This window comes from Gemmiger sp., assembly GCF_057431175.1.
Genome location: NZ_DBMDDV010000002.1, coordinates 141,530 through 164,084, shown reverse-complemented (window position 1 = coordinate 164,084; position 22,555 = coordinate 141,530). Strand labels below are relative to the sequence as shown.

Annotated in this window: 29 protein-coding genes; 8 read left to right on the top strand and 21 right to left on the bottom strand. The window is 64.1% G+C overall.

The window, feature by feature from the left end:
* The first annotated feature begins 244 nt into the window (after nt 1-244).
* The 8 genes from ACZO0A_RS01890 to ACZO0A_RS01855 all read left to right on the top strand — a co-directional run bounded on the left by ACZO0A_RS01890 (nt 245) and on the right by ACZO0A_RS01855 (nt 7,795).
* Nucleotides 245-724 (top strand): hypothetical protein, encoded by a 480-nt coding sequence (locus ACZO0A_RS01890; RefSeq protein ID WP_291210991.1) that lies wholly within the window; start codon nt 245-247, stop codon nt 722-724.
* Nucleotides 711-1,502, top strand: a complete 792-nt coding sequence (locus ACZO0A_RS01885) for a prepilin peptidase (RefSeq protein WP_302375839.1) — start codon at nt 711-713, stop codon at nt 1,500-1,502. Before ACZO0A_RS01890 ends, ACZO0A_RS01885 begins: the two co-directional genes overlap by 14 nt.
* A 68-nt stretch (nt 1,503-1,570) precedes the next feature.
* Nucleotides 1,571-2,782: a type II secretion system F family protein gene (locus ACZO0A_RS01880; RefSeq protein WP_302375838.1), complete on the top strand. Its 1,212-nt coding sequence runs from the start codon at nt 1,571-1,573 to the stop codon at nt 2,780-2,782.
* Nucleotides 2,783-2,804: 22 nt separating this feature from the next.
* Nucleotides 2,805-3,698 (top strand): type IV pilus biogenesis protein PilM, encoded by an 894-nt coding sequence (gene pilM, locus ACZO0A_RS01875; RefSeq protein WP_302375837.1) that lies wholly within the window; start codon nt 2,805-2,807, stop codon nt 3,696-3,698.
* 35 nt (nt 3,699-3,733) lie between these two features.
* Entirely contained in the window at nt 3,734-4,300 is a 567-nt protein-coding gene (locus tag ACZO0A_RS01870) for a hypothetical protein (protein ID WP_291230737.1), read from the top strand.
* A gap of 13 nt (nt 4,301-4,313) precedes the next feature.
* The gene (locus ACZO0A_RS01865; protein ID WP_302375836.1) at nt 4,314-5,057 is read left to right on the top strand and encodes a hypothetical protein; all 744 of its coding nucleotides are present in this window, start codon (nt 4,314-4,316) and stop codon (nt 5,055-5,057) included.
* Complete coding sequence (locus tag ACZO0A_RS01860) at nt 5,054-6,742, top strand: GspE/PulE family protein (RefSeq protein WP_291209744.1); 1,689 nt, start codon at nt 5,054-5,056, stop codon at nt 6,740-6,742. The genes ACZO0A_RS01865 and ACZO0A_RS01860 overlap by 4 nt, the downstream gene beginning before the upstream one ends.
* Before the next feature lie 3 nt (nt 6,743-6,745).
* Nucleotides 6,746-7,795 carry a type IV pilus twitching motility protein PilT gene (locus tag ACZO0A_RS01855; protein ID WP_215691461.1) on the top strand — a complete coding sequence of 350 codons (1,050 nt, stop codon included), beginning with the start codon at nt 6,746-6,748 and terminating at the stop codon, nt 7,793-7,795.
* Nucleotides 7,796-7,845: 50 nt separating this feature from the next.
* Here ACZO0A_RS01855 and ACZO0A_RS01850 read toward each other — a convergent pair whose 3' ends face one another.
* From ACZO0A_RS01850 to ACZO0A_RS01750, 21 genes are all read right to left on the bottom strand, one after another.
* The gene (locus ACZO0A_RS01850; protein ID WP_291209748.1) at nt 7,846-8,289 is read right to left on the bottom strand and encodes a phage holin family protein; all 444 of its coding nucleotides are present in this window, start codon (nt 8,287-8,289) and stop codon (nt 7,846-7,848) included.
* Between the two features lie 20 nt (nt 8,290-8,309).
* Nucleotides 8,310-8,678, bottom strand: a complete 369-nt coding sequence (locus tag ACZO0A_RS01845; protein WP_486845976.1) for a M23 family metallopeptidase — start codon at nt 8,676-8,678, stop codon at nt 8,310-8,312.
* Entirely contained in the window at nt 8,620-8,907 is a 288-nt protein-coding gene (locus ACZO0A_RS01840) for a hypothetical protein (RefSeq protein WP_486845975.1), read from the bottom strand. Before ACZO0A_RS01840 ends, ACZO0A_RS01845 begins: the two co-directional genes overlap by 59 nt.
* Complete coding sequence (locus ACZO0A_RS01835) at nt 8,904-9,752, bottom strand: hypothetical protein (protein WP_302375834.1); 849 nt, start codon at nt 9,750-9,752, stop codon at nt 8,904-8,906. The genes ACZO0A_RS01840 and ACZO0A_RS01835 overlap by 4 nt, the downstream gene beginning before the upstream one ends.
* A gap of 23 nt (nt 9,753-9,775) precedes the next feature.
* Nucleotides 9,776-9,994 (bottom strand): hypothetical protein, encoded by a 219-nt coding sequence (locus ACZO0A_RS01830; protein WP_215690734.1) that lies wholly within the window; start codon nt 9,992-9,994, stop codon nt 9,776-9,778.
* Nucleotides 9,991-11,448, bottom strand: coding sequence for a hypothetical protein (locus tag ACZO0A_RS01825; protein WP_302375833.1), 1,458 nt, complete (start codon nt 11,446-11,448; stop codon nt 9,991-9,993). The genes ACZO0A_RS01830 and ACZO0A_RS01825 overlap by 4 nt, the downstream gene beginning before the upstream one ends.
* A complete protein-coding gene (locus ACZO0A_RS01820; RefSeq protein ID WP_302375832.1) occupies nt 11,445-13,028 on the bottom strand; it encodes a hypothetical protein in 1,584 nt (527 codons plus the stop codon). The genes ACZO0A_RS01825 and ACZO0A_RS01820 overlap by 4 nt, the downstream gene beginning before the upstream one ends.
* Before the next feature lie 57 nt (nt 13,029-13,085).
* On the bottom strand, nt 13,086-13,433 hold the full coding sequence (locus tag ACZO0A_RS01815) for a DUF6711 family protein (RefSeq protein ID WP_302375831.1): 348 nt from the start codon (nt 13,431-13,433) through the stop codon (nt 13,086-13,088).
* A 3-nt stretch (nt 13,434-13,436) separates the two neighbouring features.
* Nucleotides 13,437-14,963 (bottom strand): phage tail family protein, encoded by a 1,527-nt coding sequence (locus tag ACZO0A_RS01810; protein ID WP_302375830.1) that lies wholly within the window; start codon nt 14,961-14,963, stop codon nt 13,437-13,439.
* A 5-nt stretch (nt 14,964-14,968) separates the two neighbouring features.
* A complete protein-coding gene (locus tag ACZO0A_RS01805; protein ID WP_302375829.1) occupies nt 14,969-15,541 on the bottom strand; it encodes a Gp15 family bacteriophage protein in 573 nt (190 codons plus the stop codon).
* On the bottom strand, nt 15,538-15,993 hold the full coding sequence (locus ACZO0A_RS01800; RefSeq protein ID WP_294779768.1) for a hypothetical protein: 456 nt from the start codon (nt 15,991-15,993) through the stop codon (nt 15,538-15,540). The genes ACZO0A_RS01805 and ACZO0A_RS01800 overlap by 4 nt, the downstream gene beginning before the upstream one ends.
* A gap of 3 nt (nt 15,994-15,996) precedes the next feature.
* The gene (locus ACZO0A_RS01795; RefSeq protein WP_215690723.1) at nt 15,997-16,473 is read right to left on the bottom strand and encodes a hypothetical protein; all 477 of its coding nucleotides are present in this window, start codon (nt 16,471-16,473) and stop codon (nt 15,997-15,999) included.
* Entirely contained in the window at nt 16,470-16,913 is a 444-nt protein-coding gene (locus ACZO0A_RS01790) for a hypothetical protein (RefSeq protein ID WP_302375828.1), read from the bottom strand. The genes ACZO0A_RS01795 and ACZO0A_RS01790 overlap by 4 nt, the downstream gene beginning before the upstream one ends.
* 174 nt (nt 16,914-17,087) lie before the next feature.
* A complete protein-coding gene (locus tag ACZO0A_RS01785) occupies nt 17,088-17,495 on the bottom strand; it encodes a DUF6751 family protein (protein WP_215690718.1) in 408 nt (135 codons plus the stop codon).
* On the bottom strand, nt 17,488-17,859 hold the full coding sequence (locus ACZO0A_RS01780; RefSeq protein WP_215690715.1) for a head-tail connector protein: 372 nt from the start codon (nt 17,857-17,859) through the stop codon (nt 17,488-17,490). The genes ACZO0A_RS01785 and ACZO0A_RS01780 overlap by 8 nt, the downstream gene beginning before the upstream one ends.
* Before the next feature lie 12 nt (nt 17,860-17,871).
* The gene (locus tag ACZO0A_RS01775; protein ID WP_215690712.1) at nt 17,872-18,726 is read right to left on the bottom strand and encodes a N4-gp56 family major capsid protein; all 855 of its coding nucleotides are present in this window, start codon (nt 18,724-18,726) and stop codon (nt 17,872-17,874) included.
* Between the two features lie 131 nt (nt 18,727-18,857).
* Entirely contained in the window at nt 18,858-19,016 is a 159-nt protein-coding gene (locus ACZO0A_RS01770; protein ID WP_215690708.1) for a hypothetical protein, read from the bottom strand.
* 36 nt (nt 19,017-19,052) lie between these two features.
* Entirely contained in the window at nt 19,053-20,426 is a 1,374-nt protein-coding gene (locus ACZO0A_RS01765; protein ID WP_302375827.1) for a hypothetical protein, read from the bottom strand.
* An 86-nt stretch (nt 20,427-20,512) separates the two neighbouring features.
* Entirely contained in the window at nt 20,513-21,757 is a 1,245-nt protein-coding gene (locus ACZO0A_RS01760; protein WP_291209771.1) for a PBSX family phage terminase large subunit, read from the bottom strand.
* A gap of 33 nt (nt 21,758-21,790) precedes the next feature.
* Nucleotides 21,791-21,976: a terminase small subunit gene (locus ACZO0A_RS01755; protein ID WP_215690698.1), complete on the bottom strand. Its 186-nt coding sequence runs from the start codon at nt 21,974-21,976 to the stop codon at nt 21,791-21,793.
* A gap of 142 nt (nt 21,977-22,118) precedes the next feature.
* The gene (locus ACZO0A_RS01750) at nt 22,119-22,535 is read right to left on the bottom strand and encodes a sigma factor-like helix-turn-helix DNA-binding protein (RefSeq protein ID WP_302375826.1); all 417 of its coding nucleotides are present in this window, start codon (nt 22,533-22,535) and stop codon (nt 22,119-22,121) included.
* Nucleotides 22,536-22,555 lie beyond the last annotated feature (20 nt).

Sequence of the window (22,555 nt, the reverse complement as noted above, 5' to 3'; positions counted from 1 at the left end):
CACAATAACAGACTATATATGATGTTATTATACTAAGCCTGTGACGTTTTCGCAACAAGGAAGTGCGATATTTCAAAAAAATCACACTAAATATTGTGGTCTGCGGCAATATCCGCATGGATTCGGCCCATTTGGCGTTACTTTGCAACAAAAAATGAGGAAATTTTGCGGATTTTCTTGCAAACAGTGTCCTTCCACGGTATACTGAATAGTGCGTTATTATATAAAGTACAGGGGTGAAACGATGCTGGCAGCACGACTGGGCGCATGGCTGCGCAAAACCGGGGAACGGTGGGCCAAGGCCGCCTTCTCGGAAAAACTGGCTGTTGCGCTGGCATTGGCGGCGGTTATCTATACGGTCGTCACCGGCGCGGCAGAACTGCGCTACCAGGCCCGCGCCCGGGAGGCGCTGGCCCAGGTCAAGGCGGCTCGGCTGGCGGCGGGGGCCGTATCGGCCCAGTATTACGCCACAGGCCGCCCCTATGCCGACCAGACCAGCCCTGACGGCTTTGCCGACGGTGTGGCCGATGCCATTGAGACACTGGGCGCACTGCCCGGTACCGTGACGCTTTTGCAGATCGGCGGCAACGGCTACACGGTGGAAAAACTGCTCTACTGCGAAAACGGTATGTACGCCATCTACGACGCCGCCGAGGGCTACCGCGTGTTCCGCGCGGAGGATCGGCTGCAATACAGCGCGGAGGTCGGCCATGCTGCTTCTTGAGTGCCTGCTGGGTCTGATCCGGTTTCTGCTGGGCGCGGCGCTGTTCAGCTTTATGAATGTTGTGGCCTGGCGGCTGCCCCGGAACATGGACCCGCTGAAAGGCCGCAGCATCTGCCCCCGGTGCGGCCGCACGCTGGACGCGCCGGATCTGGTCCCGGTGTTCAGCTGGCTGTTCCTGCGCGGGCGGTGCCGCCACTGCGGCGCACATATTCCGGCGCGGTATCTGCTGGTGGAAGTTTTGGGCGGCGTGCTGGCGCTGGGGTGTACCCGGCAGTACGGCGCGGCACTCGGCCTGCCGGACGGGCTGTTCGGCATGAGTTGGGCGGCGTTGCTGGCGCTGGCGGTCTGCGGCATTCTTTTAAGCATTGCGCTCATCGATGCCGAGACGCAGACCATCCCCGATCGGCTGAATTTCGCGCTGGCGGTCTGCGGCGTGGCAGGCACGGTGCTCTCCCCCGCCGGTTGGCGGGGGCATATCATCGGTGCAGTCTGCGTCAGCGTGCCGATGTTTTTGCTCTGCCTTGCCATTGACGGTGCGTTCGGCGGCGGCGATATCAAACTGATGGCAGCCGCCGGGCTGTTTTTGGGCTGGCAAAATACCCTGCTGGCGATGTTTTTCGGCATCCTGGGCGGCGGCGTGTACGGTATGTACCTGCTGGCCGCCAAAAAAGCCGATAAAAAAGACCATTTTGCCTTCGGCCCGTTTCTCTGCGCCGGCATCGTGCTTGCCATGCTGTTTGGTGAGCCGGTGCTGGGGTGGTATTGTCAATTTTTGTAATGCAGCGCAGGGGCGGGGCGTCGAGGACGCCGCCCCCTGCCACTCTATCCTTCGGAGGTTTCTCCCCTATGCCACGTTTCCGCTATACTGCCACCAATGCCCAGGGCAAGACCGTCCGCGGCGTGACCGACGCCCCCAGCGAGGAGGCGCTGTACACCAAGCTGCGCGGCGACGGCCTGTACATGACCGACGCGCAGGAGGCCCAGAAAAGCCACTCCGCCTTCCGCCCGCTGAAAACTGCCATGCTGGCGGATTTCTGCCGCAACCTGGGCACGCTGCTGGCCGCCGGTGTGCCGCTGGTACGCGCTATCCGCATCATGGCGGATGAGCGCAACATCGACGCCCGCCAAAAAGCCCTGTATGAGGCGATTTTGGGCGAGCTGCGCAAGGGCGTCCCGCTGTCTGACGCGATGGAGTCCTGCGCCCCGGCGTTCCCGAACCTGCTGCTGGCGATGATCCGCAGCGCCGAGGGCACCGGCAGCATCGACCACGCCTGTATGCGTATGGCGACCTACTACGAGCGCGAGCACAAGATGAACCAGCAGGTAGGCAACAGCCTGATGTACCCCATCATTTTGGGCGTGCTTATCGTGGCAGTCCTTGCGATTTTGATGACATTTGTGCTGCCGCAGTTCAAGCCGATGTTTGACCAAATGGAGACGCTGCCGTTTTTGACCCAGCTGCTGTTTGACATCAGCGACTTTGTGGGTGCGAACTGGCCGGTGCTTATCGTGGTCGTGCTGCTGCTGATTTTGGGCGGCCGCATTTTGCTGGCCCAGCCGAAGGTCCGCCGCCAGTGGGACCGCTTTATCCTGCACGCGCCGGTCGTGGGTGTGCTGAACCGCAAGATCTGCACGGCCCGTTTTGCCAGCACTTTGTCGAATCTTTACGGCAGCGGCGTCCCCATCATTACAACGTTGGGCGCGGCGCGGGACGCCATCGGCAACCGCTGGATCGAGAGCCAGTTCGGCGACGCGCTGGACAGCATCCGTGCGGGCCACAGCTTGTCCCAGGCGATCGCGGGCATTGACGGCTTTGAGACAAAGCTCTCGTCGTCCATCGCCGTCGGCGAGGAGACCGGCAGGCTGGACAGCCTGCTGGCGACCATCAGTGAGACGCTGGACTATGAGGCCGAAATGGCAACCAAGCGCCTGGTTACGCTGCTGGAGCCTGTGATGATCGTGATCATGGGCATTGTGGTCGGCGGCGTTGTGGCGGCCGTTATCGTGCCCATCTACCAGTCCTACGGCACCATCGGCGGCTCGTCCGGGGCGATTTAAACTAATTTTTTCGGAGGTCCACATGGCAACACTTACCTCTTTGTATCTTTGCAGCCGCACGGTGTATGCGGCGGTGGGCAGTCCTACGGCGGGCGGTGCGCGCATTACCGCCGCCGCGCAGATGCAGCTGCCCGAGGGCTGCCTGATCAACGGTGTTATCACCAACGAGGCTGACCTGGCCGACGCGCTGAAGGCGTTTTTCGCCCAGAACAAACTGCCTGCAAGCCGCGTGGCGCTGATTGCGGGCGGCAGCCAGTTTATGCACCGCATCCTGTCGCTGCCCGCCATGAGCGAAAAAAAGCGAATGGCCGTGCTTTCCCACGAGCTTTCCACTGGCGGTGCCGAGACAAAAGCCCCGCTGGATGATTATATGCTGCTCTCCCGCGATGCCAAGACCCGCACCGATACCGTGCTGGCCGCCCGCGTAGAGCAGAGCGTCATTGCCGGGTACGATGCCCTTGCCAAGGCGGCGGGCTTCAAGCTGACCTGCATTGATCTGGGGCTGGCCGCACCCATCAAAGCCGTGCGCACGATTCCCGATTTGCAGCAAAAGACCTTTGTTCTGCTGCAATTTGACGATGATACGATCTCTGCGACCCTGTTTGTGCGGGGGCAGTACAGCTACTCCACCCGCAGCCGCCTGTTTAACCCGCGCGGCTCGGTCGAGTCCGGCACCGAGATTGCCCAGAAGCTCTCGGGTATTCTGCAGTTCCACATCGCCAACAAGAGCGAGCACCAGATCGGCACGGTCTACTTTGCCGGTTCCACAGCGGAGGACTTTGCCGTCTGCCGCCCCGGGTGTGAGGCCCTGGGCCTGGCGGTGGAGATTTTCCCGGATTCACCCGCTGTCAAGCTGCCAAGCGGCACCCACCTGGCCGACGTGCTGTACGCCGCCGGCAATCTCATCGCCCGCTGATACCTTATATAAATAGCCTTGGGGATTTATCGATTATGGCAATGAAACAAAACAACTTTTATCTGCGCTGGCAAAAAGCTGCCGGTGCCGCCAAGACGGAAAGCCGCAGCAAGGATCTGCGCGCCGTTGTGCCCGGCATCGCCGTGGTGGCGGTCTGCATGGCGGGCTGGGGCGTGATGGTGCTGCACACCTCGATGCTGAAAAGCCGTCGGCAGAATATTCTGAACTGGTGCGCCGACAACTCCGCCACCTACCTTTCCTCGACCCTGGACGCCGAGGAGGCCGCGGAGTTCCGCAGCCTGACGGACTACGCCACTGGCATGACCAACCTGCTGAACAGCTACCCCGACGTGACCAGCACGCTGCTCCACCGCATCGAGGCGGCGGGCGGCGCGTCCATCACCATCCAGTTCACCAGCTACAATGCTTCCACCGGCGAGCTGCTGTTCAACGCCAATTCCAGCCAGGTCATTGACATCCCGACCTACATCCGCTCCCTGCAAAACTGCGGGGTCTTTTCCACCGTGAGCTACACCGGCTACACCGCCGATGACAACGGCTATTCCATCGACCTGCGCTGCATTCTGGCAGCGCCGCAGTAAGGAGGGGCGCGCCATGGAAATTGCACCGATGACAAAGCGCGACAAAATTTTACTGTATGTCGTGTCGATGTTCGCCTTTATCGTGCTGTTTGTGCGGTTTTTGCTGATTCCTGGCATCGAGAACCACCAGCAGGCCGCTGCTGATTTGACCGAGGCGCAGGATGCCCAGATCGCCATGCAGGATACCATCCTAAAGGCCGAGTTCAACGCCAACACCAAAAACACCAACTGGGGCGAGCTGCAATCCGCCAATGCCCTGTATTACAGCATCCTGACCAGCGACGAGCTGGACACGCTGGTGACAGGCCTGGAACTGAGCCACAGCTTGCAGCCGACCTCCTTGAACATCGGCCAGCCCGCCACCCAGAATTTGAGCTGGTACATTGCCAGCGAGAGCGCGGGCCAGGGCGCCGCGCCGAGTGCCGGCACCACCGCCGCTGTGACGGCGGACGATGTGGGCACCACCGCCGAGGGCAACGCCATTTTGCAGCAGTTTCTGGCGGCGGACCTCATCCCTGACTATGACCAGCCCGGCTACTTTAAGACGGCAGCCGTGACCTTCAGCTGCACCGGCAGTGATACGGATTTCATCGCCATGCTGGACGATCTGGCCGCAGGGTATCCTTCGGTCCAGCTGCAGACCTTTACCATTTCCACCCGCAGCTACGCCAATCCCGACGGCACGTCGGAGGAAGGCTCTGTGTATACCGTTTCTCTGAATGTGATTCTCTGCGACAAAGGAGGGGTGCAGCCGTGAAGAACATCCGACTGGGCGATCTGCTGATCGAGCTGGGCTACATCACGCCCGATCAGCTGACCGCCGCCCTGGCCTACCAGAAGGAGCACCGCGACCTGCGCGTCGGCCAGGCCCTGCAGGAGCTGGGCTATGTCAACGAGCGCCAGGTGCTGGAAGCCCTTGCCAAGCGTTTGCAGATTCAGCTCATCGACATTGAGCATACGACCGTCGATGTGACCGCCGTGGAAAAGGTCCCGCAGGAGCTGGCGCAAAAGTACGATATGCTCCCCATTGCGCAGAGCGCCCGCACCCTGACCGTGGCCGCCAACGACCCGCTGAACTACTACGCCATCGAGGACATCCGCCAGCTGACCGGCATGGAGCCGGAAATTGTGCTGGCCGAGCTGGAGCCCCTGCGCCGCGCCATCCGCTACTATTACGCCGAGGTCCGCGCCCGCAAGGCCGCCCGCACCGCCAATGACAGCGACATGGCCGCCGCCCAGACCGAGGATTTAGCCATCGACATGACCGCCGAGGGCGGCGATTTGGACGCCCCCATCATCCGCCTTCTGAACAGCCTGGTCCAGCGCGCCGTCACGACGACCGCATCGGATATCCACATTGAGCCGTTTGAGGGCGAGACAAAGGTTCGTATGCGCATCGACGGTGTCATCATCGATTATGTGACGTTACAGCGCGCATTGCATCAGCCGCTCATCGCGCGTATCAAGATCATGTCGAATCTTGACATTGCCGAGCACCGCATCCCGCAGGACGGCCACTTCCGCGCACGTCTCGAGACCGGCCCCGACGTCAACGTCCGTGTCTCGATTTTGCCGACGGTCTTTGGCGAAAAGGCCGTGCTGCGTATTTTGTCGTCGAACACCTACATTAAAAACGCCGACCACTTCGGCATGAACGACGCGACCTACAAGCGGTTCCAGCCGCTGCTCAACCGCCCCAACGGCATCGTCTACCTGACCGGACCGACAGGTTCCGGCAAAACGACGACGCTGTACATGGTCTTGCAGGCCATCGCCGAACGGCAGGTCAATATCTCGACGATTGAGGACCCCGTGGAACGCAACCTGGCCCGTATCAACCAGACGCAGGTCAACAACATTGCGGGCCTGACCTTTGAGAGCGGTCTGCGCGCCCTGCTGCGCCAGGACCCCGACGTTATCATGGTGGGCGAGACCCGCGATGCCGAGACGGCGTCCATTTCGGTCCGCGCGGCTATCACGGGCCACATGGTATTCTCGACCCTGCACACAAATGACGCACTATCGTCCATTGTCCGTCTGGAGGATATGGGCGTGGAGCGCTACATGATAGCGAACTCCGTCGCGGGCCTCGTCGCCCAGCGTCTGATGCGCCGCGTCTGCCCGCACTGCGCCAGGCAGATGCCCGTCACCGAGGAAGAACGCGCCTACCTGGGACCTGCTATCCCGTTTGTGCGGCGCGGCACCGGCTGTACCCAGTGCAACGGCACGGGCTACCGCGGCCGTGTAGCGATCCACGAGCTGGTCATCATCAACCGTGAGCTGCGGGAGATGATATCCGCCGGGGCCACGCAGGAGGAACTGACCGCCGCCGCCCGCCGCAACCAGGGCATGACGAGCCTGCGCGAAGCCGCCCTGCAGCTGGTGCGTGAGGGCGAGACCACCCCGGAAGAGCTGCTGAAAATTACGTTCTATGAGGAATAAGTGATGCAAATCCACGAACTCACCGCGCTGGCGCGGCAGATGAAGGCCAGCGATATCCATATTTCCGAGGGGCTTCCCCTGATGTTCCGCATCGATGGCCGCCTGGTCAACGCGCCGGTGCAGATGAGCGCCGACGAGACCCGCTCGCTGATTCTGGGCCTGATGGATGAGGCCCACCGCGAGGCTGTCATCACCGAGCGCATCGACGCGGACTTTGCCCTCGTCGCGCCCGACGGCACCCGCAGCCGTGTGAACGTGTTCTACCAGCAGAACAAGGCCGCCGCGACCCTGCGTCTTTTGAACAACAGCATCCCGACACTGGCCGAGCTTTCGATGCCTCCGGTGCTGACGAAACTGGCCGACGAGCCGCGCGGGTTGATCCTCGTCACAGGCCCCACCGGCAGCGGCAAATCCACGACGCTGGCCGCCATGATCGACCACATCAACGAGACACGCAGCGACCACATCATCACGATCGAGAATCCCATCGAGTATGTCTATCAGGGCAAGCAGGCGCTCATCCACCAGCGCGAAGTCGGGCAGGATGTGTCCAGCTTTGCCGCCGCCCTGCGCAGCGCTCTGCGTGAGGACCCGGACGTCATTCTGGTCGGCGAGATGCGCGACTATGAGACGATCTCCGCCGCCGTTACCGCCGCCGAGACCGGCCACCTGGTCATGAGCACACTGCACACCATCGGCGCGGCGCAGACCATCGACCGTATCATCGATGTCTGCCCGGCCGGGGCACAGAACCAGATTCGCGGTCAGCTGGCCGCCGTGCTGCGGGGCGTTATCACCCAGCAGCTGCTGCCGCTGGCAAGCGGCCAGGGCCGTTGCGCCGCCACGGAAATTCTTGTGGGCACCGACGCCGTGGCAAACCTGATCCGCGAGGGCAAGTGCTACCAGATCCCGAGCGTTTTGCAATCCGGCGCGGCGCTGGGTATGCACAGCCTGAACGCTGACCTGGCCCGCCTGGTCAGCCTGGGCCGCATCACCCGCGAAACCGCCGAGCGCTGCGCGACAGACAAGAGCGATCTGCGGAATTATTTGTAATAGCAACCGAAAAAAGGGTATCTGCCGATTCGACAGATACCCTTTTTGTTTTATTTCTCCACTTTTTCCTTTCCTTCCGCCAAGATCTTTACCAGCCAGCCTGGCACCGGGGCGCCCATGGCGGCGGCGTTCTCGGCAATGGAGCCTAGCTCGGTAAAAATATACCACACCAGCACTACCGGCAGCACAACGCCGTCAAAGGGCAGTTCCAGCCCCGGCAGGTTGGCAGCGGCCATGCCCAGCACCGCATCGGTCAACGCGCTGACCAGCACGACCACCAGCATTCCGGCCTTGTGCCAGATGCCCGCCCGCGCCGCTGCGCTGGACCACTGCCCCCGGCTGGCCGCAGCGGCACTGCCGCTGAGCCAATCCAGCGCCATGCAGGCCGCCCACGCTGCGATGAGCCACCCCAGCCAGCCGAAGGCCGCCGTAAACGCCCCGCAGGCGGCGCAGACCGCCGCCTTGCCCCACAAAAACACATTGCGTTCTTCCACTCCTTGCTCCTTTCCGGGCGTTACGCCCACTTGCTTGTGTACAGCCCCGCCGCCGTCAGACCCCGGGCGTCGCACAGGGCTTTCACCGCGTCGGCGTCACCCTGGCTGACGGGGCCGATCGTGATGGTTTGCAGCTTTGCCGCCACGCCGTAGATTCCCACCGCGTTCTCACACCCGGCGTAGGCCGTGGGGTCCAGCCCGGTGCCGCACGCCGCGGCCCGCACTTCCAGATGGCAGTGCTTGTAGCCGCCTGCCGCATTGCCGGTATTGCCCATCACAGCCAGCGCGTCGCCGCTGGTGACCGTTTGGCCCGCCTGCACCAGCAGTTTTTCACAGTGGGCAAAGCACGGCGTCGGGCGTCTGGGCGCTGTCCAGCTGCACGCAGACATACCAGCCCCACTCCCAGGTTTTGTCGCGGCGGTCGGTCACAATGCGCGCCCGCACCACGCGGCCGGTGATGCGCTTACCCTTATAATAGGGCATCCGCACGGTGGTGTCGTCCAGCCCCACCAGGTCCAGCCCGCCGTGCCAGACTTTGCCGCCGCCCCGGGTCCAGCCGTAGCGGCCATAGGGGTACACCACCTGGGCGCGGCCCGCAAAAATACCGGTCTGCCTCACGCCTTCGCCTCCAAAGCGGCAATGCGCTTTTCCAGGGCGCGGCGGGTGGCGCGGGGATCCTCGTACCCGGTCACGGTCAGGGTGCCCCCGCCCTGCACGGTACACAGGCCATCGGCATCCGGTACGGCGCACAGCGGTTCGGCGGTGCGTTTTGTCACCGTCGGCGTTTCGGTGGCGGGCGTCAGCTTGTACACAAACGTCACCGGCGTGCCCGCGTCGGCCTGGGCTTTCAGGTATTCTTTGAACAGCGCCAGCGTCTTGAAGCCGTGGCGCAGGATGACTCGCGTTTTGCCCGGCTCGGCGGTTGTGTTGGTGCTGACCGTGTACAGCCCCGCGTCCGAGGACAGCGTGCCCGCCAGCGGGCTGTAATGGCTGCACAGGATGTCCCCCAGGCTGCCGATGGTGCCGGGCACGGTGATATCCGCCGTGTCCCGCGGGTTCGTCCAGGAGATCCAGTTCTCGCTGCCGTCCACGGTCAATTTTACGGCGCGGTGCGTCTCGGTCACGCTGCCGTCTGCCGCCAGCGCCACCATGTCCCCGGTGTACAGCGGTCCGGTCAGCGGGATTTCCACTTCCCGCGTCTCGCCGCCTGCGGCGGTCAGGGTCAGGCTGCCGTTCTCCCCCACGCCGCCCAACGCGCGGATGTTCCCGGGGGCGGCGGTGCCCCCGCCCGCCTGGGTCGTCGCGCCCGCCGCCGCCACGGTCAGGGCACGCCCGGCCAGCGGGCTGCAAACGACCGTCCCGCCGCTGGCGGTGAACGGCGCACAGACAGCCTCGGCCCAGTCGCCGCCCGGGCCGCTTTGGCCGCCAAACAGCAGCGCGGCCTGTATCGCTTTCAAATCCATGTTACACACTCCTCTTCCGGGCTTTATTGGCCCACGAACCGGCCGGACTCGTCGGCCACGTAGAACTTATGCGCTGCCGCCGGGTCCACCACATACAAAACCGACATCGGTGCAAAGGTGTGGGCGTCGTTCATGCCGTCCACGTCCTTGCCGCTGGCGGGCAGTGCTGCCGGGGCCTTGTCTGCCACCAGCAGCACCTCATAGGCGGTGCCGGTTTTCCAGGTTTCTTCGATCAGTTTCATGCGTCTTCTCCTTTCCGCAGGGTGTAGATTACTTTCATCGTCTTATCGGCGGTTTTCTCCACCGCCTTGGGCAGGTCGTTGATGGTGGCCAGGTAGTTGGCCCGCAGCACCCGTTCCGTGCGGATGCGGTTGTCGCTCAAATAGCGGCGCAGCGGTGCGGCAGGCTCCCCCAGCACCGGCACGGTGGTCGAGAACCCCGAACTGGCCGTGTCATACCCCGCCGCCTCGCAGGAGAACAGCTCGTTCTTCTCGGTGTTCAGCACGATGCCGCGGGTGCGGTAGTAACAGTAGAGCCGCCCGTCGTGGGCGTCGCACAGCGGCTGCATATAATCGCTGTGCATCGTGACGGCCTGCACGTCGGTGGGATCGCTAAGCGGGAAGCGGTAGATCTGGTAGGTCGCCGGATCCGTCATGTACAGGCTGCCGCCGTAGACCGTACCGTTCAGCGGCGTGGCCCGGCTCTCGCTGACCAGGCCGCGCAGCGTGCCGCCGGTGTTGTTGGGCACGGTATAGTCCTTGGCGGCCAGCGTCTTTCGGTCGTACTCCCGCACTTTGATACTGGCCCCCACCGCAATGCTGCTGCCCGCCGGGATGGAGACAAGATACAGCTTGTCGGCCTCGGCGTCAAAGCAAAGACGGCAGTACCGCCCGGCGTTGGCCGAAACATCCTGCAAAAATTCGGTGATATCCAGCGTCTCGGTGCGCAGCAGGCTGTCCCAGGTGCCCGCCGTATCGCGGCGGAAGAGGTCCAGGGTATGCAGCCCCAGGCAGTGGTGGCGCAGTTCCAGCGCAGCGTTCTCCACATCCACCCGGCCCGCCACGGCCTCATCTGCCGCCGGGTCCGCGTAGAGCAGCACCCCCTTCTCGTTCGTGGGATAGCAATCGGTCGCCAGCAGCCCGGTCAGCAGCTGGTCGCCGCCCAGTGCCCCGCCGAAGGCCAGCCGATCAATGTTCGTCGGGCTGGCGTCGGGAGCCTCCGTCATCTCGGAGTAGAGCGCTCCCATCGGGTGGGTCAGGCAGACCGAGCGGATGATGCCGTTGGCCTGGTTCGTGGCAAACTCATAGACGTAGCTCACCACGCCGCCCGCCGGGTCGATGTTCGTCTCGGTCAGGTTGGCACTGCCGCGGGTCGTGTTTTTGGTGGTGTTGACGACATTGCACCGCGCCGTGCCCACCACGCCCGCAGCCGCCGGGGCAAACAGGGTGCCCGGCTCGGTCCCCAGCGCGGTATCGTACAAAAGCAGCCCGCCGTAAAACATCGAGACCAAATCCTTCGGTGCGTCGGTGTAGCCGGTATCGCCGCGCCACAGCAGCATGGCCTTGTTCAGGCTGCCGCCGTAGCCGTTGAAAATATCGCTCACCGCGTTCGTGATGAGGTTGTCGCTCTCCACCACCTCTACTTCCCCGGTGTGCACATCCGTCAGTTCCAGGCGGGCGTGGCCGTGCAGTTTCATTCCAAAATCACCTTTCTTTCTGTCAGTTGCAGCGGCATCAGCAGCTCCTCAAATTGCAGCGTGCCGTCCCAGGGCAGCTCGCTGGCCATGCCCTGGCCGGTCACGGTGGCCTTGATGTTATAGGGCGCAATTTTTACCGTGCCGCCGGTGCAGACCAGCCGCACCGAAAGCCGCTTGGCCGCATTGGCTTCAACACTGGCGAAGGGGTAAAACAGCGCCAGCGTGTGCGCCCCCGCCAAAAGCCGCTGCTGCGGGGTAAAGTTTTCCACCCGCACTTCATTTACATAGTACCGCACTTCCAGTGTCAGCGGGTCGTTGCCCTCCGGCTCGGCGGTCAGCAGCAGCTGGGCCAGGAACATGGCGCTCGTGTCCTCCACCGCCGCAAAAGCGATGGACACAGCCGGGGCCTCTGCTGTGCGCACGGTCAGCGCCGCCGTGTTCGTAAAACTGTAATACACCAGCCGTTTGCTCTCGGCGCTGTTCTGCACTTTGCGCAGCAGCTTTTCCGTCGTACCATCGCTGTTGTTGGTCAAGTAAGGGTTGCGCCCCACGCTTTTCAGTGTCTGGCGGCCATGGTAGTGCCAGACAAAATGCGTCACCAGCATTTCGGGGGCCGTACCGTCAGCCTGGGGCAGCGCCACCCGGTCGCCCGGTTCCAGCGCCGGGTCGCCGGGCATCGTCACGGTGGCCGGGGTGTAGTCCAGCTGCCGCAGCTCGGCAAACAGGTTGTCGGTGATGCCCTGCCGCGTGTCGGGCAGGCCCTTCTCGGCCAGCGGCATATCGGCAATCGCCATCGTCAGGCCGGTGTCCTGCCCGCCGCCTGCGGCGTAACTGCCGCTCTGCGTTGCCACGGTCAGCGCCGCATAGTGGCAGCGGAAGTCCGACACGCCCGCCTCGCTGCGGGCATCGGCCCCCAGCGAAACGCAGCTTGTCTTGGCAAACTGCCGGATAACGAGCCGCCCGGCGCGGTCCACCGTGCCAAAGCCGCCCAACAGCTGGGCGATGGCCGCCACGCAGTCCCGCCAGGTCGTCAGGCCGTCGGCGGCGCTCAACTGGCAGGCTAGGGCAGCGTTGGGGTTCAGCGCGGCGATTTCCTCCGCCGTCTGGCCCAGTTCCAGCCCGCAGCCGTCGGCGATCTGCGCCAGCATCTCATAGGCATTGCCCTGGATGGCCGTGCCGTCCCAGCGGCTTTGCAGCGGCAGGATGTTGTCATACGCCTTGATGCTCACATACAGCGCCCTGCGTTCGGCCTCGGCCACCGTGTAGACGCCCAGAGGGACGGCCTCCCAGCTGCCGCCGGGCAGCTGCAATTCGTACCGCAGCACAAGCTTGGCATCGTAAAAGGCGTAACGGCTCAAACTCGTGCGCAGGCTGAACGCCGCCTGCCCCAGGTAGACGCAGCCGAAGGCCAGTTCCTCCCCGGTGACGCACTGGTTATCCAGCGTGAGCGATCCGCTCATGAAGTCCTGCACGCCCAGCGCCAGCACCGTGCCGTCGGTCAGGGTCAGCGTGCCGGCCACCCGGTCCGTCCGCGCCCGCGCCCGGATGGCGGTTTTGTATCGTTCCGATACAGGGTACATGATGGTTCACCTCCCGTTTGGTTGCAGGGGCGGATGCTTGCATCCGCCCCTGCAAAATCAGTATTCGATCAGATTCACCGCCACCTCCCACACGGCCCGGCCCTCACGGGCGGCCTTCAGGTCGGCGGTGCGGTCGCCCGCGTACATCTTGGCGGTGCGCGTCCCGCCAAAAAAGTAGGCCACCTGCATACTGTCCGGGGCGGTGGCGTTCAGCACCCTGGCGCAGTCCGCCGTGCTCAATGCGGCCCAGCTGACGCTGATTTTCGCCACGCCGCCGCGCACCCGCTCGCGCACCAAAATTCCATCTTCGGTGCGGCCGGTGCCGCTGCTGTCCAGGTCGGAGAGCTGCACCTTGTACTCGTTGGGCGTGGGCATCGCCACGCCGTCAATGACCAGAATATCCATGAGTTACCTCCCACCGCTGCGCAGGGCACGGCGGTTCTGGCTGTTGGCGATGACGCTGTCCAGCAGCTCCTCGCCAATATAGATGTTGATGGGCTGGCCGTCGCCGCCCTGCCACCCGGCCAGCGTTTCCGCCACGGCCTGCTTGATGGTAGACAGCGGCGCTTCGACGTTCGTGCCACCGGTCTGGTCGCCCAGCATGGCGAGAAAGCGGCGGTTGGGCGGGATGACTGCGCCCTGCGCCAGCGCCGGGATGGGCATCGACGCAGCATACCCCAGCCCGGGCAATGCCGCCTGCGCCGTAAGCAGCTGCCCCGCACCGTTGAGCACACTGCCCGCCATCGACTTGGCGCGCCCGATGGCCGACAGCAGCCCATTGATGGCCGCCGCAATGGCGCTGACCATGCTGCGCACGACGCCCAGCACCGTGGAGACCGCCGTCTGCACAATGGAGACGATGCGTCCCCACACGGTCGAGACGGTCGCGGCCATGGCGTTCCAGGCAGCATCCCACTCGCCCCGCAGCACAGCGGTCAAAAAGTCGGCCAGGCCGCGCAGCACCGCCAGCGCAAGGGTGATGGCATCGGCAATGATACCCGCCGCGCCGGTCACGGCAATGCCCACCGCCGTGAACACCTGCACGGCCACCGGGGCCAGCGTGGCAATAAGCCACTGCACCAGCGGGGCCAGGATCGTGTTCCAGACCGTCAGCAGCAGCGCTGCCACCGCGCCCAGGCAAGCGGTCAGCTCGTTCCAAAGCGGCTGCAGATGCGCCGACCAGAGCGCCGCCAGCAGGTCAAGCAGCTGCAAAAACACAGGCTGCACCACGCCGCCCCACAGCGCCGAGAGGATGCTCACCACGTTCTGCCACCCCTGGGCCAGCCCCTCCAAAATCGGCTGACCGTAAACGGCCCAGGCGTTTTGCACCCCCTGCCAAAGCCCCTGCCAGACTGTGTCCAGCAGCTCCACCGCAGGCGTGACCACGGTGGAAAGCTCGGCCCAGAGCGGCTCCCAAGCGCTGCTCACCGCCGCGCCAAGGCCCGCCCACACCGTCTGCCAGGCCGCGACGAACGGCGCGAAAAAACCTTGCAAATAGGCCCAAAAATCCGCCCAGATACCGCGCAGCTGGGTGAGTACCTGCTGCCACACGGCGGAAAACTCGGCTGCATCCGTCCCAGCCTTACCGCTGCGGCGGGTGCTGCCCGCCGTGGTGCCGGCGGTGGATTTTTCCGCTCTGGCGGCGGCTTGGGCCGCCTGTTTTTCTTTGGCGGAAGCGGCGGTCTTTTCCGCCGCCGGGGCGGACAGGCGGTTGATCTCATCAAATTTGGCAAGGCTGCGGGCAGACTTTACGCCCTGCACGGCGGCTGCCTGCAAGGACGCCCGCAGCTCGTCCACTACCTGCCGCGCCTGCTGCCCGGCATCCCCCACGCTGCCCAGCGCCGCGGCCACCTTATCCAGCGCCGTCTGCAAGCTGCCGGACGGCAGCCGCAGCGTCGATAGTTCGTCAAAAATTATATTTGTCGTTTTGTTCACTCCTTTCACCCCAACATTGCCAACAACCGCCGCTTCTCAGCCTGCTCCTCTGCGGTGGCCGCCGGGCGCAATTCCACCAGGGTGCGGTGGGTGCGGTAAAAATCCAGCTCCCAGTTTTCCAGCCGTCTGCCGCGCCGCAGCTTGTCCCGGATGGCCACCACCGTGGCAAAGCTCCCCTCGCCGATGGCGTCAAACAGCGCAAGGAAGCTCCACCAGTGCAGGTAGGGCAGCGTACGCACATCCTGCCCCGCCGCCCGGCCAATGCCGGCCGCAATCAGCGGCGCGTCCTGCTGCCAGTCCATCAGCGCGGGGCCGGGGCGGGGTTCCTCTCTGCGGCCCGCCGCCAGGAACTCCGCTAAAAAGCGCGTTGCCTCCGGCCAAACATCCTGCGTCATGGCGTCAAATTCCGGGTAGAACAGCTCCATCGCCACGTACCACCGCTCGGCCTGATCCAGCGCCGGGTCGGCCTGGCCGCCCAGCCAGCGCAGCAATTCCAAAATGTCCCGGTAGTCGGTGCGGATGGCATATGCCCCGCCGCCCAGCGCGGCCTGCGTCGGCAGCGTCCAGGGGCCTGTCATACCGCGCCCCGGGCCGCGCGGGCGGCAGCGGCCTCACGTTCTGCAGTGTCGGCGGCGGCTTTCAGGCGGCGTTCAGCCCCCTCACGCAGAATCGGCGTCAGGGCTTCCAGCAGGTTTTGCACCACGCGCTTGCCATTGGCCCCCACGCCCGCCAGGTTCACACCGCCAAGAATCGCGTCAAAGTCGTTCTCGGGGCCAAAGATGCCGGTCAGCAGCGCCTTGATTTTGCCGTCGTACTCGTTCAGCAGGCGCAGCCCCGCCGCGGCGCAGGCCTGCTCGTCGCCCTCGACAGCCTGCAAGGCCTTCGTCAGGGCGGCATCGTAGTCGTTCAGCGTCCGGCCCGCCGCAAAAAAGCGGTGGTAGAGGTTCGGGTCAGCCGGGTTGAACCGCAGTACGCCCTGCCCATTGACGGAAAATTCCTCCACGCCGGTGTCAATGTTCAGCTTTTTCATTCATCATGCCTCCGTAAATTTCTTGCTTGCCGGGTCAAACGTGCCCTTGGTCTTGACGCCGGTGTAATGGATGTTGAAGGGGATCTGGTAGCCGGTGGTATCGCCGCCGTAGCTGACGATCTCGATGTAGCATTCCTCGCGCACGGCGGGGTAGGCCCCGGCCGTGTCCTTGCTCCAGAGCTTGACCTCGACGATGTCGGTTTTCAGGTCGTCCAGTACCAGGTCGCCGTCGATGATCCCCTGCAATTTTTCAAACAGCGGGTCGCCCTCCTCGGCGTAGTAGGGGCTGACCTCACCCTGCTTCTGGTAGCCGTCGATGACCACCGACGTCTGGCCCAGGATGTTGGACTTTTTCTCAACGTTGGCAGTCAGTTCGGGGGCGTACTCTTCCAGGTCCTGCCCCAGGCGGGTGTAGTCGGCCTCGCCCTTGCCAAAGGCGGCGTTCAGGTAGTGGGCCATGTATTTTCGTTCAATTTTCATGGGGTTTCCTCCGTATAAAGTTGTGTGTATTCGGCGCGGATGCGCAGGCTGTACACGGCGGTGCCGCCTGCGTCGGCGCGTTCCAGTTTGCCCTGCTCGGCCCGCAGGGTCTCCCGGGCCGGGTCGGCATTGCCAAAGAGCGGGGCACGGCCCGCCGCACACTCGGCGGCCACCCAGGTCTGCAAAGCCAGCAGGTGGGCGGCGTTTTCGGCAGCGGTGGCACTGTCCCCGGGCGGCAGCGGCAGGCAGAGGCGCAGCGTGAACTCGGCGCGGCAGCGCTGGCGCACGGTGCCCAGCAGGTTTTCCCTCTGTTCCAGCACCGTGACGCCCTTGCACCACAGCCCCGCCGTGCCTGGCGCGGGACCTGCATCCCCCACCGCCAGCGTGATCCCGGTCAGGGCCGGTGCCCGGGCCAGAAATGCGTAGAGTTTTTGCAGCATGGTAGTCCTCCTATCTCTAAGCCTCCCTCCTTCGGGGGAAGGTGGCCCCGCAAGTCCGGATGAGGGGCAGCCTGCCACCCGGCGTCCCTTTCCCGTGCAGCAGCGGCCGGCTCGCCCCTCATCAGCCGCCTGCGGGCGGCAGCTTTTCCCCCGAGGGAGAAGCCAAAGGTTTTTTCACCTCGTCAAGCTGTGGGCCCCGGTGCCGCTGGCGTTCCACCAGGCACCGGCCTCCACATGATGCACCCGTCCGCGCAGGCGCAGCGGCAGCACATAGGCCACAACCGCCAGCCCCGCCACAGCAGCGGGCACAAAGCCGGGCCAATCGGCCCAGGCCACGCCCGGCCCCTCGCCCAAAAGCACCCGGTCGCCGGGGTCCAGCGTGTAGTCCGCGCCGTACTGCCCCGCCGCTTCGGGGATGACCAACAGCAGCGCCGTGCCTTGCTTTGTCCCGGCAGCATCGGGCTTTTCGCGCCGGCCCTGCTGCCAGCTCACGCCCCGCAGCACCCGGCGGCAAACGGTCTGCGCCGCCGGATCCGGGTGGTAGAGCGTCACGGTCTCGCCGCAGAGCCGGTTTTTACGCATGGGGCAGCCACCGTCCGATCTCGTAGTAATAGCCCGCTTCGTGACGGTAGTGGCCCGCCCGCAGGGCCAGCGTGGCGGCGCACAGCTGGGGCGGTGCGGTGTAGGTCTCGCTCACGCTGCCCACGCTGACCTTCGCCAGGCCCCGAGCCTCGTCCTCCTGCGCGAACTCATACATCGCATCCGCGATGCTGCACACCGCCATGGCGTAAGCCGTGTCCGGCTCGATGCCCTTGCACGGGGCCATGGGGTAGATGTTCTGCATCCGGGCCAGTTCTTCCGCCGCACGGCGGGCAAACCGCGGGAAGGCAGCCTCAGGGATATCCTCGCCCAGGTATTTCTCGGTGTAATAGGTGTAATCCGGCACGCTCCCGCCCCCTTACGCCTTGAACTTTGCCAGCACCACCTTGGCCTCGTTGGAGAGCACAGCGACGTAGAATTCATCAGCCGTGATCTCGGTGGTGCGGGTCTTGGGCTTGCGTTCGGTCTCGATGTTGACTTCACGCTTGCGGTAGATGGTCAGGGCCGGAATCTCGTCATCGACCTCGGGGTCGGCCTCCAGCTTGACGATGGGGCAGGCGTAGACGCCGCCGGTGAGCGGGACCTTCTTGCTGGGCACCAGGCGGCAGCCTGCAATCATGCCGATCTCGCCGGTCAGGCTGACGCCCGGGGTGTACTTGTCGGCGCTCAAAAAGTCGGGATTCTTGCGCAGCTGGGTCACCTGCTTGGGGTGGATGAACAGCACCTTGTCGGAACAGCCCATCTCCTCCTCAAACAGATCCACGGCGTCCACAATGGCGTTGTAGCTGATGTTCTCCTTGCTGCCGTCGTAGACAAGGCTCGCGGTCTGCAAAGCGTCCATGCAGTCGCTGTCGATTTTCGCAGCGATGGCCAGCGCCAGCTGGGTATTGGCCTCGCCCACCGGGTTGCCATAGCCGGACAGCACCGCCTCGTCGGTCAGACCGATGCCCTTCATGGCCTTCTTGATGGTAGCCTTGCGGGTGGAGGTCGTCATCTTCTCGATGGCGACCTCGCCGCCCTCGGCCACGTCGGCAGCGTCGCCGATGTAGGTGTAGGCGGGCACGGTGATGGTATCGCCGGGCACGCCCGCCAACGTATCGTCAATTTTAGCAAAGGGTGCGACGCGCAGCTTCTTCGGGATGCGCGCGGACACCATATCCCCCATGACTTCCGGGTCGATCATATCGGACAGTTTGGTAATAAAATCAGACATAAAATTTTCTCCTTTTTGATAATCACATGGTATGGGCCGGGCATACCCGGTCCTCACCTTTTTGATAGCTGCCTCATTTTCGGTCGCATTGTAGGGGGGGCCATCCCCCTCCGCGGCAGGGGGATGGCCCCCTACTTCTTCAATTCCTGATACACCTCCGGGTTTTCCCGCTTCAGTGCCAAGCGCTCGCGGTATCCCATCCGGTCAAACGCGGCACGGTCGGGGGCTACCGGCACACTGCCGGTGCCTGCCGCATAGGGCGCGGGGGTCTGCCTGCTCTGCTCGTCCATCTTGTCTCACCTCCCTCTTCTTTCTTCTCTCTTCTCTCACTTCGGCATAAACTTCTCCCTCACCTCCTTCAGCTCTGCCTCGCTGCCGCAGGGCAGGTCAAAATACCAGGCCAGCGCCAGCTCGGGGCGCAAAAGTCCGGCGTCCACCATCTCCCGCTGTTCGGCCCAGATGCGCGCCCGGTCATACAAAACGCCGTCGCCCCAGTCGATAGCCGGGACAACGGCGTCGGTATGAAATTCCAGTCCATACAGGGCTCCCAGCGTGCCGCACAGCACCATGGCGTCCTGCACCGCAGCACCCCACGCGCCCTGCAAATCGCGGATGGTCAAATCGTAGTCCACCGACGTTGCGGCAATTTCGGTGGCCGTGCGCGGGTCGGCGTTGGCTTCGGTCTCGCTCAAAATACCGCGCCGCAGCCCCAGCAGACTCTCACACCCGCGCAAAAGGTCCTGCTTGCGGGCCAGGTAGCTTTGCTCCCGCAGGGCGGGGCTGTACACGGTCACGCCCACATTGGCCGGGTCGTCCGGCAGGCCGATGAACAGATCATCTCGCAGCGCGCGCCGCCCCTGGGCATCGGGCCGCAGCAGGTCCTCCGACGCAAACACCCGGGACGCGCCGTTGGCGAACTCGGTGTTCAGCTGTTCCTCGCAGCGGGCCAGGGCGTGCAGCAGGCCCGCCGCCGGGGCGTAGATACTCACCGCGTCGGCGCTGCCGTCCACGCAGTTCATCAGCGGGGTGCGCAGCACAGCCAGCCCCACGCCCTGCACGCCGGGCAGCATCAGCTGGGGGACCAGGTCGGCACAGGCGGGCAGTGTGGCCAGCGGCACGCAGCGGCCCAGCGCCTGACCGTTCAGCTCAAACAGCCGCGTCTCGATGGTCAGACCCTCAGCCCCGGCCGTGCGGCGTTCCAGAAGCGCATATTGGCGGCCGTCGCAGCTGTGGCGCTCCATCGTACCCACGGCCAGAATGCGCCCGTGGGCATCCCGCGCCAGTGGCACATAGCAGTCGCGCCGGATGGGTACAAAGTCGAATGCGCCGTCCTTCGGTACAGGTTTCAGCAGGCATTCACCGCCCACCAGTGCGTACTGCATGGCGGGCTTTGCGATGGCGTTCAGTGCAGCCAGGCTGCACCGCATAGGCTGCCCGGCGTTTTCGGGCAGCCGGGTCTCGTACTCGGCAAAAACGGTGCGGCATAATTTGCCCACGATCAGCGCCGCCAGCCGAGGCGCAGCGTCCTCGCCCGCGCGGGGCGTGCCGTAGTACAAGTCCAGCCACTCCCGCAGTGCCGCCCGCATCTTCACCGATGTAACGTCACTTTTTCCAAACGCTTGTTCCAGATACGATTGCAATTCATCCTCTCCTTTCAAATCTCTTTGCCTCCCCTTCCCTGCTTCGTAGGGGTCGGGCATACCCGGCCCTCCGCTTTCCCATAAGCGGTCGTCTGCCTTACACTTGCGGGCCGCACATAGGCGGCCCCTGCATTCTCTGCGCCTTTTCACGCCCCTCTCCTCCTCCACACCCCTTCCACTGCGTACCGCACCGCGTCAATGTGGTGGTTGTTCACATCCGGGTAGCCCGCCAGTACCTCGCCGGTGCGGGGGTCGCGGTCGTACTCGTACTCGCTGAACTCCGCCGCCGTGGCCGGGCAGCGCACCGGGTCAATGACGATAGCCGCCAGCCCTTGCAGCCATTTCATGCTTTGCCGCACACTGCCGGGGCCTTTCTGAGCCGCGCGGCAGGGCAGTCCGGCGGCGCGGTAGTCGGCGCAGGATTTCGGCTCGGCGGCGTCCGCCGTCAGTGTGCCGCTGTCCGGGTCGGTCAGGCCACGCTCCACCAGCAGCTGGGCCGTCTCGCGGTTGGGCGTGCGGTTCCGCGTCAGTTCGTCAAAAATCACCAGCGTGCGCCGCGCGGCGTCATAATACACCGCATTGTAGGCCCAGGGGTCGGGGTACCAGCCCCAGTCCACGCCGTGGTACACCCGGTCGAACCGCTCGATCTCGGCATCCGTCACGGCCCGCAGCTGCAAGTTCTCAAACACCGCCGCGCCGCTGCCCACGACCTCGCCGCCGTACTCGTGGCGATAGGCCGCCGGGTTCGTCCTTTGCAGGTGTTCGGCGTCGGCCCAGAACCGTGCGCCCAGCATTTCCTGCGGCAGATCGCGGTAGGTGGAGTGGTGGACCAGCTTGCCGGGGCGCTGCTCCAGCGCGTAGCGGTTGGCCCAGTTCCGGGCCATGGCGGGCGGATTGAAGCTTTTCAGCGTCAGGTTCCAGCTGCCGCCGCGCAGGACAGTCTGCTCGACGTTGCGCACTTCCTCGGGACCGTCGAACTGGTCAAGCTCCTCAAACCAACAAAGCCCGACAGCGCCAAACGGCAGCTTGAGACTTTTGAGCTTGCCCGGGTCATCCAACCCGAAGAACAAAATCTTCTGCCCGGTGGGCAGGTAGGTACACTCCATCGGGCTGACCGTACAACGGAAATACCCCGCGCAGCCCAGCTCGCCGATGGCCCATACGATCTGGTTGTACACGCTGTTGCGCAGTGTGCCGCCCACTTTGCGCAGCACCACGGCGTGGCAGTCCGGGTGGCGCAGCAGCTGCCAGACCAGCTCCATCGAAAGATAGCTTGACTTGCCCGACCCGCGCCCACCCTTGGCCACGACCTCCGTCACCTCGCCGCGCCGTATCGCCTGATGCACCGGCCAGAACACCGCCGGTATCTTCTCTTTCAGCCGGATCTTCACCCCCGCGCCCCCTCTCTTTTCTTTCTTCTGTCTTTACTCATCCACAATGACCACCCCCTCATCCTTCGCGCCGTCGCCCAGACCCAGATGCTTGTACAGCATCTCCAGCGCCCGCAGCTTGTCGGCCACCTTGACCGGCAGGCCGCCCTCCTCGCCGGGGGTGGCAAAGGCGATCTCCGCCAGCTCGTCCAGGACGTGCTCTTCATTGATTTCGCACAACGGCATCCCTCCTTTTGGGCATAAAAAAACTCGCGGGAGGATTTGGTTCCTCTCACGAGTTTCGATGCTACCATGTTACCACCGTTAGTTGTGAAATGCAATGAAATTCCGCGAAACCTTTGCGAAATTTACTGAAATGTTTTCAGCTCCGCAGCTCCACCTTCTCCACACCCGCCTTGTGCAGCTGGTAGACCCGGCGCTGCACTACGCCCATCGCATTGGCAATGTCGGTGTAGCTCTGGCCCATCACATAGCGGCGGCGCAGTACTTCCTGCTCGGCGGTATCGCCCAGGGCCATGATGCTGTGCATGACTTCCATCCGCGTTTCCAGGCAGCTGTCCAGCTGCTGCGCCAGCTTTTTCTGCGCCTTTTCGATGCGTTCCACCGCCCGCGGCAGCCGGTTGACGTTCGGCCCGCCGCGCCCGGGCATCCCGCTCATGCAGGTGGTCACACGCTCGGCATCGCTGCGCAGGACCTCGATCTCATCCTCCAGCATATGCTGGTAGCTCAGCGCCGCCTGATACCGCCCCAGCCACTTCATCTTTTCTTGGTATGTCATTGTCCGTCCTCCCTTATTTG

What these genes read in the sequence shown, in the direction of transcription:
- ACZO0A_RS01820 (WP_302375832.1), bottom strand. Translation starts at nt 13,028, where the DNA reads ATGTACCCTGTATCGGAACGATACAAAACCGCCATCCGGGCGCGGGCG.
- ACZO0A_RS01855 (WP_215691461.1), top strand. Translation starts at nt 6,746, where the DNA reads ATGCAAATCCACGAACTCACCGCGCTGGCGCGGCAGATGAAGGCCAGC.
- ACZO0A_RS01880 (WP_302375838.1), top strand. Translation starts at nt 1,571, where the DNA reads ATGCCACGTTTCCGCTATACTGCCACCAATGCCCAGGGCAAGACCGTC.
- ACZO0A_RS01800 (WP_294779768.1), bottom strand. Translation starts at nt 15,993, where the DNA reads ATGAAAAAGCTGAACATTGACACCGGCGTGGAGGAATTTTCCGTCAAT.
- ACZO0A_RS01825 (WP_302375833.1), bottom strand. Translation starts at nt 11,448, where the DNA reads ATGAAACTGCACGGCCACGCCCGCCTGGAACTGACGGATGTGCACACC.
- ACZO0A_RS01795 (WP_215690723.1), bottom strand. Translation starts at nt 16,473, where the DNA reads ATGAAAATTGAACGAAAATACATGGCCCACTACCTGAACGCCGCCTTT.
- ACZO0A_RS01870 (WP_291230737.1), top strand. Translation starts at nt 3,734, where the DNA reads ATGGCAATGAAACAAAACAACTTTTATCTGCGCTGGCAAAAAGCTGCC.
- ACZO0A_RS01805 (WP_302375829.1), bottom strand. Translation starts at nt 15,541, where the DNA reads ATGACAGGCCCCTGGACGCTGCCGACGCAGGCCGCGCTGGGCGGCGGG.
- ACZO0A_RS01775 (WP_215690712.1), bottom strand. Translation starts at nt 18,726, where the DNA reads ATGTCTGATTTTATTACCAAACTGTCCGATATGATCGACCCGGAAGTC.
- ACZO0A_RS01830 (WP_215690734.1), bottom strand. Translation starts at nt 9,994, where the DNA reads ATGAAACTGATCGAAGAAACCTGGAAAACCGGCACCGCCTATGAGGTG.
- ACZO0A_RS01815 (WP_302375831.1), bottom strand. Translation starts at nt 13,433, where the DNA reads ATGGATATTCTGGTCATTGACGGCGTGGCGATGCCCACGCCCAACGAG.
- pilM (WP_302375837.1), top strand. Translation starts at nt 2,805, where the DNA reads ATGGCAACACTTACCTCTTTGTATCTTTGCAGCCGCACGGTGTATGCG.
- ACZO0A_RS01750 (WP_302375826.1), bottom strand. Translation starts at nt 22,535, where the DNA reads ATGACATACCAAGAAAAGATGAAGTGGCTGGGGCGGTATCAGGCGGCG.
- ACZO0A_RS01835 (WP_302375834.1), bottom strand. Translation starts at nt 9,752, where the DNA reads ATGGATTTGAAAGCGATACAGGCCGCGCTGCTGTTTGGCGGCCAAAGC.
- ACZO0A_RS01790 (WP_302375828.1), bottom strand. Translation starts at nt 16,913, where the DNA reads ATGCTGCAAAAACTCTACGCATTTCTGGCCCGGGCACCGGCCCTGACC.
- ACZO0A_RS01785 (WP_215690718.1), bottom strand. Translation starts at nt 17,495, where the DNA reads ATGCGTAAAAACCGGCTCTGCGGCGAGACCGTGACGCTCTACCACCCG.
- ACZO0A_RS01865 (WP_302375836.1), top strand. Translation starts at nt 4,314, where the DNA reads ATGGAAATTGCACCGATGACAAAGCGCGACAAAATTTTACTGTATGTC.
- ACZO0A_RS01770 (WP_215690708.1), bottom strand. Translation starts at nt 19,016, where the DNA reads ATGGACGAGCAGAGCAGGCAGACCCCCGCGCCCTATGCGGCAGGCACC.
- ACZO0A_RS01885 (WP_302375839.1), top strand. Translation starts at nt 711, where the DNA reads ATGCTGCTTCTTGAGTGCCTGCTGGGTCTGATCCGGTTTCTGCTGGGC.
- ACZO0A_RS01845 (WP_486845976.1), bottom strand. Translation starts at nt 8,678, where the DNA reads ATGTCTGCGTGCAGCTGGACAGCGCCCAGACGCCCGACGCCGTGCTTT.
- ACZO0A_RS01765 (WP_302375827.1), bottom strand. Translation starts at nt 20,426, where the DNA reads ATGCCCGACCCCTACGAAGCAGGGAAGGGGAGGCAAAGAGATTTGAAA.
- ACZO0A_RS01890 (WP_291210991.1), top strand. Translation starts at nt 245, where the DNA reads ATGCTGGCAGCACGACTGGGCGCATGGCTGCGCAAAACCGGGGAACGG.